This window comes from Amycolatopsis albidoflavus (assembly GCF_039525725.1).
GTDB classification, from domain to species: Bacteria; Actinomycetota; Actinomycetes; order Mycobacteriales; family Pseudonocardiaceae; genus Amycolatopsis; species Amycolatopsis albidoflava.
Genome location: NZ_BAAAHV010000015.1, coordinates 356231 through 367752 on the forward strand (window position 1 = coordinate 356231; position 11522 = coordinate 367752).

Below are 11522 nucleotides of genomic sequence, written 5' to 3' on the forward strand. Positions count from 1 at the left end.
GGGTGCCCCGATGAACAAACGCGCCATCACCGCCGGTGTGGAGCCGGTGCCGGACTTCGGCTCGGCCCGGACCAGACACCAGCGTGCCAGGGCCGCCGGTCTGGACCCGGACTACTGGTACCCGGTCGAGTTCGTCGCGAAGGTGAAGCCCGGACAAGTTGTCGAGGTGGTGTTCTGGAACAAACCGATCGCGGTCTTCCGCGGCGAGGACGGTGTCCTGCGCGCCATCGACAACAGGTGCGCCCACCGGCAGCTCAAGCTTTCCGAGGGCAAAGTCGTGGGCTGCGAACTCGCCTGTCTCTACCACGGCTGGCGGCACGACGGACAGGGCAACGTCAGCGCGGTCCCGCACGACCTCTTCGGGCACCGCGTACCCAAGACCAAGCTCGATCACTACCCGGTCCGCGAAGAATACGGGCTCATCTGGCTCTTCCCGGGCGATCCAGCCCGGTCAGAATCGCAATCGATTCCGGTCATCCCGGAGCTGGCCGACTCGGCTGCCTGGCATTGCGTGCCCGTCGACGTCACCTGGCGGGGACATCATTCGATGATCATCGACAACGTCAGCGACTTCACGCACGCCTACCTCCACCGGAAGTACCGGCCTTTCACCCAGGCCCGAATGACATCGCTGTCGGTCGACGACCAACAGGTTGCCGTCAGTTACCGCACCCAGGTGGGCGGGAACCGATTCACCGAGGCGTTCCTCGATCCCCACGTCGACCGGGGAAGCATCCGGCTGTGCTACCAGTACCCGTACCAGTGGTCTGACACCGGCGGGAAGATCAAACACTGGTGCTTCGTCCTGCCCGTCGACGAGCGGACGACCCGGTGCTTCTTCGTCTTCCTGTTCGCTCCCGATCTCTACCGGATCCCCTTGCTGCCGGTAAAACTGCCGCGGCCGCTCGTCACCGCTTTGCTGAAGGTCGCCCGCCGGGTTTACCTCCTGCCCTTGCTGGACCAAGACCGAGTGGCGATCGAGGCAGAGCAGCGGGCGCACGAGCGGCACCACCAGGCACCCATCCCGGAAGTCAACCCGGCGGTGACGGAATTCCAGCGACTCACGATCAACAAGTGGGCCCAGTACGTCGGCAACGCTGACCGGCCGCCGGCACGCCGAAGCAGGCAGGCCGCCACCGAGGACTCGAGCGGCGACGACCTCTAACGCCAGCCTTGCACTGCACTACCACCTCACCGGTCCGCGGCATCAGACGGCCACTCGACTGGCAACGCCAGCGGCGACCGAGCTTGGGCGCCGCGCTTCCAGACGACCTCCCCCGCGAGCCTCATCGCGGGGGCCCGGACCGTCAAAACACGGAGCACCTCCTGGAGTTCAAGGCGCGCAAGCGCCGCACCGGGGCAGAAATGCGGACCGTGGCCGAACGTCAGGTGCGGATTGTCCGTGCGGTCGAGACAAAGCGCGTCCGCGTCCGCAAACCTTCGCGGGTCGTGGTTGGGCGCGCTGATGCAGGGCAACACCGCTTCTCCTTTTCGGACGAGAAACCCGCCGACCTCGACGTCCTCTGTGGCATAGCGAGGGAACCGAGCGAGCGTGCCCAGCGGAACAAACCGGGCGAGTTCCTCGACCGCTGCCGGGATCAAACCCGGTTCGTCGACGAGCCGCCGCCACTCGTTCGAGCGATCCAGCAAGACGTACGCGAAGTTGCCGATCTCGCTCACCGTCGTCTCGTGGCCGGCCACGAGCAGGCCGACAGCCAGCAGCATGACTTCGCTCTCGGTCAGTGCCTGCCCTAGGTCGCTCGCCTGGATCAAAGCCGAGATCAGGTCGTCCTGGGGCGTCTCCCGGCGTTCGGCCACCAGTTCAGACATGTAGCTGATCAAGTCCCCGAGAGCCTCGCCCATCGTGGCCGACTGGCCGAGCCCCGTCGAGATGACGGCGTCGCTCCAAACACGGAACTGTGCACGGTCCGCTTCGGGCACGCCCAGCAACTGGCAGATGACGGCTATCGGCAGCGGAAACGCCAGCGCCTCCATGAGGTCAACCGGCGGCCGTTGTACCAGCATCTTCTCCACAAGTTGTTCCGCGAGCTGCCTTACCCACGGACGCAATGTTTCGACACGTTTGACCGAGAACGCCTTCGAGATCGCAGTCCGCAGCCGGCTGTGTTCAGGCGGGTCCATCCCCATCAGCCCGAGATCTCCCAGCCGGTACTCGTTCGGGCGCGGGTAGTCCCGATCGACGGACATAGCACGAGAGAATCGCCGATCACCAAAGACGAAGCGCGCGTCCGCGTAGCGGGTGGCGAGCCAGGCCGGTTCCCCGAACGGCATCTGGACCAATGTCATTCCTTCTGAATCTCGCGCCTTGGCATAAGCTTCATTGATCGCGAGCGCTGAGTACTCGAAGGGATACGCGACGGGTTCTTCGGGCCTGCGGGTCACGAGAGCACCTCATTTCGCCGATATTGCGGAAGCGGCCCGCCATGAAGTACCACAGTTTCCGGCCTGCACACCCGGGCCCTACGGCCCAAACTGGGACGCTTGGCCTGCGGATCGCGAACACCCCAGCACGATCGAACCCTCACTGGCGGATCGCGACACCGAACAAATAGTCCCCACCGACCAAGGTGCGCCATCGCTCGCCGACTTCCAGGCCGTGCCGGGGCAATTCGGCAAGAAACTCTCCGGCGGTGAACCGATCCTCGGTCGGATGGTCGAACAGCAACTGGAACGACGGTCGGGCGAGGGCGGTCGCTGTCACCTCGTCGAAGAAGAACTTCCCGCCCTGCTTCAGTACCCGGGCGATCTCGGCAACGGCGTCGCGCCAGTTCGGGATGTGGTGGATGATCGCGAAGTCGAATGCCGCCTCGTAGCTCGCATCCTTGCCTCCGCCGAACTGTTCTAACGTCACTCGCAGGTCAGTGGCACTGCCCTGCGACAAGAACGCCCGGCCCGCGTAACGACGCAATCGCCGCTCCGCGCGAGCTATCATCTTCGGGTCGAGGTCGACCGCGTGCACAGTCGCTGCCCCAAACTGGTCGAGGATCAGTTTGGTCCCGTAGCCCGTGCCGCAACCGATCTCCACGGCGCGAGCGCCCGGCGAACGGCCCTCCCACGTGGACAGCAGATGTGCTTCGAAGTGCTGGAACCACCGACGGGGCGGAGAGTTGATCACGGCTGTCTCCACACGGTTCAACAACATCGCGCACCGCTTTCCAGGTACCAAGTCATGGTTCTCGCTGCCACTGACGCCGACCACCCCGCCCGCTTCATCCGATGACCGATCGTCGCGGCAGCCGCGGGACGATTCTCACCGGCATCGTGGCTATGCCGTGCAGAAAGTTCGATCTCAGCCGCCGGACCGGCCCCTCAATCTCCAGGCGGTCGACTTTTTCGGAAAGCACCCTGAGCATCGTTTTGATCTCGAGCAGTGCCAGGTAACGGCCGAGACAGTAGTGCGGGCCCCCGCCGCCGAAGCCGAGATGAGGGTTCGGGTTCCGGCACACGTCGAACTCCATGGGAGCAGCGAAGACAACTTCATCGTAGTTCGCAGCTGCGTAATACACGATGACCTTGTCACCCGCCCGGATCGTTTCCCCCAACAACTCGACGTCAGTCATCGCGGTACGCCGAAATGCCATCGTCGGACTCACCCACCGAATGATCTCGTCCGGTGCCGTATCGAGGGCTGACGGCCTAGCGCAAAGTTGTTCCCACTGTCCGCGATGGTGCATCAGCGCCAGCATGCCGTTCGAAATCGAGCTCCGCACCGTCTCATTTCCGGCCGTCGTCAACATGATGAAGAATAGTCCAAGCTCAAGCTCCGACAGTTCACCCGCGCCACTGCCGACGGAGACGAGATCGGTGAACAAGTCGTCGCCCGGCTCACGCCGCTTCAGATCCGCCAGATATTTGGCGTATTCGAGCATTTCCAAGGCCGCTTTTTGGTCACCGCCGTCCGCGTCGAACTCCGGATCCGCCCTGAACGACAACCGATTAGACCACCGGTACAGCTGGTCGCGATCCCTCTTCGGCGCACCGAGAAGGTCGGCGATCACGATCATCGGCAGCCTTGCCGCGCACATCTCGACAAAGTCGCCGGTCCGCATCTCGAGTGCGTCGTCGACCAACTTCTCGCAGATTTTCTCGACCTTGCTGGCGAGCCGCGCCGCAGCGGTGTTGCTGAAGCTGGCGGACACCGCTCCACGCAGCCTTGAGTGTTCCGGTGGATCAGTGTTCAACAGCATCATCTGCAGCATCTGAATCAGATCTTCGGGCAACTCCTCCAACACGGTAGTACGCTTCCAGGAAGAGAACGTTTTCGGGTTCCGGGAAACAGTTTTGACGCCCAAGTGCGAAGTTATCGCCCAGAATCCGTTGGCGCTCTGCGGATCCGCATGCCGAAAGATCGGCCGATGACTTCGCAAGTAGGCGAAGGCGTCGTGCGGAATTCCGTCGCGATAGGTGTCCGGGTCAAGAAGGTTGATGTCGGCGGTGTTCATCAGGCACCGTCAGGATCATGGGGGACCACGAGAGCCGAGTCCGTTGAAGGCCGCATCGCGTGCGCTCCCTCCGCCAGTACCAGTGCGCGGGAACGTATGTCTTCAGTTCGCGTCGCGAACAGGGTCCAGGGACCCAATCCTGCACCTCCGGTGCTACCCACTCAGTCGCTGCAGGATGGCCCGCCCGAGAACGACACGCTCTCCGACACGTGCCCACACCACTCCCGCCACCCGGCGGCGACGGAGCCCGGGATCAGCGAGGTACGGCCGGACAACGCGGCCGAACGGCGACGGCGACGGCGACGGCGACGCCGCGCGGGGTCGACCAGTGAACCCAGGCGAACTGCCCGCTCGATCGACGCCCAACAGCCGCCTGCGCGCTGACCCGATGCGCTGGACGAACAACAGGTACAAGACGGAGCCGACGAGCAGGCCCGCGACGAACGAGGAGGTGCGTGCGGCAAAGCCCAGCACCGTCTCACTGAATCCGAGCGCGAACAGCACCCCAACGATCGCGATGACGCCGAGCATTGCCGCGAAATTCTGCCGGAACACCTCGTGCACGATCAGTCCCGATGGCGCGCCGCGACCCCGTTGTCCGCAACATGCCGGGATTCTGCGGCGCTGGGCGGAGCGGCCCAGAGCGCGGCGGTGGGGCTCCAGGTCCTGAACGGCAGCCCACCTAGGTACGCCGCGACGAATTCGCGCGGGGTCATCCGCCGCTGTTGTGCCGCTCGCCCCCGAACAGAGCTGCCGTCGGCGGCGATCGAATCCGTGTTCTCGCCGGCGGGATCGCGCATCAGTCCCTTTCCGATCTTCGGCACCGTCCACTCTGGTTCGGATATGCCACGCCCGGCGTTACATTCCCGCCCCCGGGCATGGCCGCCGCCATGTGCCGCAACGGAAGCGCATCACGGCTCAGCGCGGTCTTTGCCGGCGTTGCGAAGGAGTGCTTCGCCGCGGCTCGCCAGACCGGAACTATCGTGGCCTCGCATGCAGCGCTGACAAGCTACGGAAGCTCCGCGGTCCCCGAGGCGACGGGGCGGCCGGCTCGGCGGGAGCGCTTGGCCGCCCGCAAGCCCAGATCGCAGCGTCGCGATTGGCCGGAACGCTGCGATCTGCAGGGCGTGCGGGCAAGGGTCCGGAACAGCGCTGGTGTTTCTCCCGACTGCGAGCGACCGAAGTCCCGGTGGGCATGACCTGCCTAGGCTTCGGGACGTGCTGTGCGCCACCCGTCGAGTTGTCCGGCCTTGCGACTCGCTGTCCGGAACGATCATGCCTCCGAGGCGGCGGACCCCCTCCTGCGTTCGGACATCGCGGCCCACATCTGCTCGAGGGCGAGCTTGGCGCCGATCGGCTGGTACGGGCGGAACCGGACCCGCAAGTCGTTGAGCCACACGGCGTTCAGTTCTCCAAGCAAGTTGATCCCAGGCAAGAGCTGGCCCGGGTCGACGGTGCCGGAATGCGGATCCTCGGCGTAGGCGACGAGTTCTCCCACCACCTCGTGCGCGAACGGGCCGCCGCGCCAGTCGAGGTCGATGTGGCCGTCGATGGTACGCCACCGGTCGCGGTCCTGCGCGCTGTCGAGCGCGCCGCTCTCCCGGATAGCCAGTTCGACGGTGCCCAGCGCTTGCTGGTGCTGGTCGCGGGACGGACGGGTGAGAGGACGCCGGCGGCGATAGGCGCACTCCCAGACCACCGGGAGGTAGCCGAATTCCGCGACGGCGGCGAGCTGGCTGAGGATGTCGCGCCGTGCTGCGGTGCAGGTGCCGCCGAGGTGGTCCCGGCGGCTGCGGATCGTGGTTTGAAGTCCTGGTCCGTGGTCATGTTCGGTTGCCCAATCCGCGAGGAACCACGTTTCCCCGCTGATCGCTCGAACATTGGATCGCCAGGTCCCAGCGCCCCGATCGCTGGTCCGTGCAGTTCAAGACAAGGGCGGAAAGTCCGTCATGCACAGCACGTCGCGGGGCAGACCGAAGTCTTCTCCAGTCGATAAAGCAGGGTTCCGGGTTGCCATCGGGCGCCTTCGCCGACCTGTCGCGGCCCCGCCCGTTCAGCGGCTTCCAGCCCCACGACAGGCACTGTCCTCAGCCAACCGCTGTCCGGGACAGCCGGACGCGCCTGGACTGTGCCGCTTCGGGCCGTTATTCACCCAGACGCGCGAACCTCGCATGCACTTGCCTCGGACGAGCCCACGACTAGCTTGACCGTTGCTCGACGGCCCCACGGTGCCGTCCTTCCGCACGGCTGAGAGACCGCATGAACTCTTCTGTTCCCGTCTGGATCCTTCGCGCCCTCGCGACCCGCGCATTGAGCCCGCAAGAGGTACGAGCGCTCGCCGCGCGGATACGCGAGGAAAGCCTGCAGGGGAAGGATCTCTACCTCCTGCTGTTCGAAAACCACGGCGGCGCGAACGAACCGGACGTGCGAGCAGCGATCGTCCATCGCATCGGACGACAGCTGAATCTCGCACCCACGATCCTGGCCTCGTACTGCCTGAAGCACGGGCTGCGCCAACCCGTTCCGGAGGTCGGCTACGGCAGCCCCGGCCCGTTGCCCTTCCGGTACCGATGCGTCATCGACCTGCACGGCACGACAGTGACCGGCGACTGGGCGGACGGCTGGAGCAAAAAGGAAGCAATGCAACGCTCGCAGCTGCGGTTGCTGGAGCAGCTTGCCGACGCGGTCCGCCCCGTCGCGCGCCAGCATTCGCCTGCTGGTCCGCCGGTCCCGACTGCCGATCTGGTCTCGCTGGACGAAAAGCAGTTCCTGGAGCGGCTCAAGCGCGAGCCGCTCGATTCCCGTCCGCCGCAAGACCTCCTCGAACATGCCGCGCTCCGCGCGCGGTCCGGGCTCCTGCGACTCGAAGACGCTGAGTACCTGCTCTTCACGTTGGGAACGGATAACTGGGCGGCCGCCAAGCGAGAGGCGCTGGCCGCTGCGGTGCGGGTCACCGGGCGTCTTCCGGACCTGCTCCATCTGTACCAAGCACGGACCGGAATACCGCAGCCGCGCTGGGAGGTCGGCGAGACCCGGGATGCGGAAGGGTATTTCACTGCCGAGGCCGAGACGCGGGCCGGCCGGAAGGCCGTGAGTTCCGGTCCGCAGCGGGCACGGAACAAACAGGACGCGCGCAACTACGCGCGGGCAGCGCTGCTCGCGAAACTCCTCGGTGTCCCCGAACCCTTCCTGGACAGGGGAAGCCAGCTGCTGTTCGTTGTCGCCTCGGCGTCCAGCGCGTTGAACGCCGCGGAGATGCAGCGCCGGATCAACGGGTTAGACGGTGCCCCCGACGATCCGGGCCGTCCTCCGTATTCGTGCCGGGTCTCCTGCGAGGTCGGTGGACAGAAGCTGACCGCCGCCGCTCAGGGACCGAGCAAGAAGGCTGCCAAGGAGACCGCGTGCCGGCAACTGCTGCTGCGAGTGAACATCCACCTCGACCGGCAGCCGATGCCCGAAACGGCGGAGCCCCCGCGCCAGCGTCGGCCGACGCGTCCCGCCCCCGAAGCGGTACCTGTACCCGAACCCGCTGCACTCCCCTCCCCCGCACCGCTACGTCCGCGGGACGACTTCCGTCTCCGCGCCGCGGAGCCTGCAATGCCGATCGACGTCGTGCTGACAGCCCTGGAACGCGGTGCCGAACTCACCTTCGACGTCGATAACCCGCCGCTGACCGCGGAACTGCTCTGCTTCGGCCCGGCGCTCGGCGACGCGCTCCGCCCGCACGGCAAAGCCGTGGTCAACCGGTGGATCGTCCAGGCCGGGGGCGAAGCCGAATACGTCCAGTGCGGCCGGGCGCGGATCGCCGACCTGCTCGCCGTGCTCGTCTCAGCAGACCACTCGAACTGGAGCGCGTCCGCCCGGTTGTGCGCCGCGATCGCCCGGCTTGCACTCGAGATCATCCAGAACGGATTCGTCCTGCCCGGCTACGCCGAAGGCACGCGCAGCCGCGACCGGCAACCGGCCTGGGTGCTCGGCCCGATCGTCCCGATGCGCATGACGCAGATCGCGAGCCTGGCCGAGCGGCTCGACGGCGTCGCCCGCTGCCTCCGCGAGTTGGACGGTCCGGCTGGCGGCTTGGAAGTGCTGCCCGGCTACGAGGTCGTCCGGACATTCCTCGACACGGCCGCGGACCGGTTCGTCCGGCAGGAAGCCGCATACCTGGCCTTCGGGGCCGTCCCGTTCGCCGCTCCGGTCACTCTCACGACAGAAAACCCGCCGCTGCAGCGGTGGGCCGAAGAGCAACGACCCGACGACGACACCGTCGCGCTCCCGTCCATCGTCCTCAAGATCGAAGAGCCCGACCCCTCGAACGGCCACCTGCACGCGGTCCTTCAGTTCCGCGCCATCCCCGGCAGTTCTGACAGCGCGGTCGACGCGATCTCGGTATGGCGCGGCGAAGCACGCCCGCCGATCGACGACGCGGACCTCCGCCGCCAGGTCTGCACCCGGCTGCGGCGCGCGGCCCTCGACGCTCCGGCACTCCAGCCGCTCGCCGACCAGCCGTGGCCGGACGGCCTCTTGCTCTCGCTGAGCACGGCCGCCGCGCTGCGCGGGCAGGCAGGAATCGCCTTGCAGAAACTGGGAATCGAGGTCGACTGGCACAAGAACTGGCTGACCGAGGCCGTTGCGGAGGTCCTGGTCTCCGACAGCAAAGTGGACGGCCGGCTGGGACTCGGCGAGACCCTGGACCGGCGCTGGCGAGTCACGATCGACGGAATCCCGATCAGCGCGCAGGAGCTGAGCGAGCTCACCGCCGAAGCGATGCCGATCGTGCACAAGCACAACCGGTGGATCCTTTTCGACGAGCCGACCCGCAACGCCGTCCGCAAGCCGTTGCCCGCGATCCCTGCGGCACAAGCATTTCTCGACGTGATGGAGGAGTCCGTCACGACCGAAGACGGCCGCACCTTCGCGTGCACCGCGGAAGACGGCTTCGCCCGGACGGTTGCAACGCTGTGCCGACAACCCGAAGCCCGCGACCTCGACCGGATCTCGGACGCGATCCGCCCGGTGCGGCTGTACCGGTACCAGACCGTCGCCGTCGAGCGGATGCGGAGACTGGCTGCGGCCGGATGCGGCACTCTTCTCGCGGACGACATGGGCATCGGCAAGACCCTGACCTGCCTGGCGTTCCATCTGCTCCCCGACCGCCCGCACCGCACCCGGCCGACCCTCGTGCTCGTGCCCAACCAGCGGGTCGCCGACCGATGGCGCGAGGACAACGACACCCACGGGGTCGGCGCGAACATCGAACAGTACTTCGGCACGAAGCGGCGATTCCCCCGCCGGCTCGACGGCGACACGGTGGTCGTCACGACCTACCAGACGCTCAGCAACGACCACAAGCAGCTCTGCGCTGTCGAGTGGGGACTCGTCGTCGCCGACGAAGCCCACAAGATCAAGAACCCCGCTACCTTCCGCTCCCTCTTCGCCCGCTCGCTCACCTCCGGGACGAGGGTCGCCTCCACCGGGACACCGATGGAGAACTGGGCCGGCGAGCTCTGGGCAATGTTCGACTGGACCATCCCGGGGCGGTTCGGGCAGCGCGCGCATTTCCTCGCCCGCTTCGCCCGGCCCGTCGAGGACGCGGCCTCCCCCGACGAACGCGAAAAGGCCCAGGCCCGCGTCCACCAGGCGATCGGCCCGTTCATGATCCGCCGGATGAAGGACGACCCGGCGCTCGGGCTGGACATGCCGCAGAAGATCAAGACCTCGCATCTCATCGATCTGTCCAAAACACAGATCGGGCGGCTGGAGGCGCACTACCGTGACGTGAAGGAAGAATGCGACGCGCGTCCAGTTAGCTCCAGGACCGGCGACCTGGCCCGGGACGTCCTCTACCAGCAGCAGCTCATTTGTGCCAGTCCGGGACTTTTCGACCGCAGGTCCCCGGAAGACATTCTCTCCGACCTCGCCCGCGCCGAGGAGGACGCACCCAAGCTGCTGCGGACCCGGCAGCTCGTCGAAGCGGCGTGCGAGCGAGGCGAATCCACTCTCATCTTCGTCAAGCACCGGGCACCCGGCGCGCTTGTCCACCAGTATCTGAAGAAGCTGGACAAGAGGAGCAAGCTGTTCAATGGGACAGTCCCCGAGCGCGAACGGGAAGCCGCAGTGGCCGAGATCAAGAACGGCGCGCTGGACGTCCTCGTCATCGGCATCCAGTGCGGCGGTTTCGGCCTGGACCTCCCGGAAGCCACGAACGTCATCCACTACGAACGCAGCTGGAACCCCGCCGTCGAAGAGCAAGCCAACGACCGGGCCTACCGGTCCCGCCAGAAACGAGACGTGCAGGTGCACTACCTCATCCACCCCACCACCCTCGACCAGCGGATCTCGAACCGGCTCGAGTCCAAAAGCCAGCTCGCCCAGATGATGCTCGGCCGCGACGGCCGGCTCGATCTCGGCAACCTGACCCCAGCACAGCTGGCCGAAACGATCCGGCCGACCTGGTGACCTCGATGTCCAGCCGCACGTTCCACGAACCCGGACACGCTGTCCCGTTCGCGGACCTCGACACGACCGAACCGCCGCACCCGGCGCCTTCCCTGGAAATCCTGCAATTCCTCGCCCGGAACGCCTCGTACCGGGCGGCGACGCTGCTCGCCGGCGGCCTTGCCGACGACCCCGATCCGATCGTCGACCTCGTGTGCATCCTGGCCGAGTGCCCCGCCGGTTCGTTCGAAGACGCCGCCGCGCGAGCCGGACTGCGCACCGGCGAACTCGGCCGCCTGCGATCCGCGTACACCTTCGGCCGGGTTCACGGCGTGCGCACCGCACGCCGTTCCTTCGACCCGCCTCCCGGAGTCATGGAACAGGCAGCCAAACGGATCGCAGCACGCCATTCCCTGCGCGGCTCCACACCGGCCATCGACACCAACCGGCTCACCTACCCCGCGGCCCAGGTCCAGCTGCGGCTGGGAACGAACAAGCTCTGGTACCCCTACACCCAGAACACTGCCGGGGAATGGTTCCCGGCCAGAGGCGAAAATCCGGACCCCAGCGCCGCATACACAGCAGCCGTCGACGCGAGGAACCGGCGCTCTTAGCGCGGTCGCC

Annotated in this window: 9 protein-coding genes; 3 read left to right on the plus strand and 6 right to left on the minus strand. The window is 66.6% G+C overall.

The features are described from left to right. Positions 1 to 10: 10 nt before the first annotated feature. Positions 11 to 1165 carry a Rieske 2Fe-2S domain-containing protein gene (locus ABD156_RS26030; RefSeq protein WP_344278919.1) on the plus strand — a complete coding sequence of 385 codons (1155 nt, stop codon included), beginning with the start codon at positions 11 to 13 and terminating at the stop codon, positions 1163 to 1165. Between the two features lie 26 nt (positions 1166 to 1191). On the opposite strand, the gene ABD156_RS26035 is transcribed toward ABD156_RS26030, so the two are convergent. From ABD156_RS26035 to ABD156_RS26060, 6 genes are all read right to left on the minus strand, one after another. Then, positions 1192 to 2403, minus strand: a complete 1212-nt coding sequence (locus tag ABD156_RS26035; RefSeq protein ID WP_344278922.1) for a cytochrome P450 — start codon at positions 2401 to 2403, stop codon at positions 1192 to 1194. A 139-nt stretch (positions 2404 to 2542) separates the two neighbouring features. Then, positions 2543 to 3136, minus strand: coding sequence for a class I SAM-dependent methyltransferase (locus ABD156_RS26040; RefSeq protein WP_344278925.1), 594 nt, complete (start codon positions 3134 to 3136; stop codon positions 2543 to 2545). A 94-nt stretch (positions 3137 to 3230) separates the two neighbouring features. Then, a complete protein-coding gene (locus ABD156_RS26045; RefSeq protein WP_344278928.1) occupies positions 3231 to 4463 on the minus strand; it encodes a cytochrome P450 in 1233 nt (410 codons plus the stop codon). A 153-nt stretch (positions 4464 to 4616) separates the two neighbouring features. Then, a complete protein-coding gene (locus ABD156_RS26050; RefSeq protein ID WP_344278930.1) occupies positions 4617 to 5027 on the minus strand; it encodes a hypothetical protein in 411 nt (136 codons plus the stop codon). A gap of 2 nt (positions 5028 to 5029) precedes the next feature. Further along, the gene (locus ABD156_RS26055; protein ID WP_344278933.1) at positions 5030 to 5287 is read right to left on the minus strand and encodes a hypothetical protein; all 258 of its coding nucleotides are present in this window, start codon (positions 5285 to 5287) and stop codon (positions 5030 to 5032) included. Positions 5288 to 5736: 449 nt separating this feature from the next. Then, positions 5737 to 6162, minus strand: coding sequence for a hypothetical protein (locus ABD156_RS26060; protein WP_344278936.1), 426 nt, complete (start codon positions 6160 to 6162; stop codon positions 5737 to 5739). A gap of 560 nt (positions 6163 to 6722) precedes the next feature. On the opposite strand from ABD156_RS26060, the gene ABD156_RS26065 reads away from it, so the two are divergent. Further along, positions 6723 to 10919: an SNF2-related protein gene (locus tag ABD156_RS26065; protein ID WP_344278939.1), complete on the plus strand. Its 4197-nt coding sequence runs from the start codon at positions 6723 to 6725 to the stop codon at positions 10917 to 10919. 5 nt (positions 10920 to 10924) lie between these two features. Next, positions 10925 to 11512, plus strand: a complete 588-nt coding sequence (locus ABD156_RS26070; protein ID WP_344278942.1) for a hypothetical protein — start codon at positions 10925 to 10927, stop codon at positions 11510 to 11512. The last annotated feature ends 10 nt before the right edge of the window (positions 11513 to 11522 follow it).